General features: G+C 62.7%; 1 protein-coding gene. It reads left to right on the top strand.

The window, feature by feature from the left end:
* A partial coding sequence (locus SCA31_RS23505) for a hypothetical protein (RefSeq protein ID WP_410699428.1) occupies window positions 1-183 on the top strand: 183 nt, incomplete at its 5' end.
* Window positions 184-271: the final 88 nt, after the last annotated feature.

Here is a 271-nt window from a genome sequence, read left to right on the forward strand (position 1 = left end):
GTCTTCTGGTTCCTCGGCGGCGCTGATCCGGCGTTATTCCAGGAATGGGCGACGACGGGACGCCTTCCGGAAGACATCCCGTCGAACCACTCCCCGCATTTTGCACCTGTCATCGAGCCGACGTTGACTCATGGCACCGAGGCACTGGTGACAGCTGCGCGGGAATTCCTCGCCACTAACTGACGGAACCTCGCCACCAGCGGACGGAACTAGGCGTTCTGGCGGACACGCTCCGTTGCTGGCTCGGTTACCTCGGATTCACGACGACGGC

The organism is Chryseobacterium sp. SIMBA_028 (assembly GCF_046535285.1).
GTDB lineage: Bacteria > Bacteroidota > Bacteroidia > Flavobacteriales > Weeksellaceae > Chryseobacterium.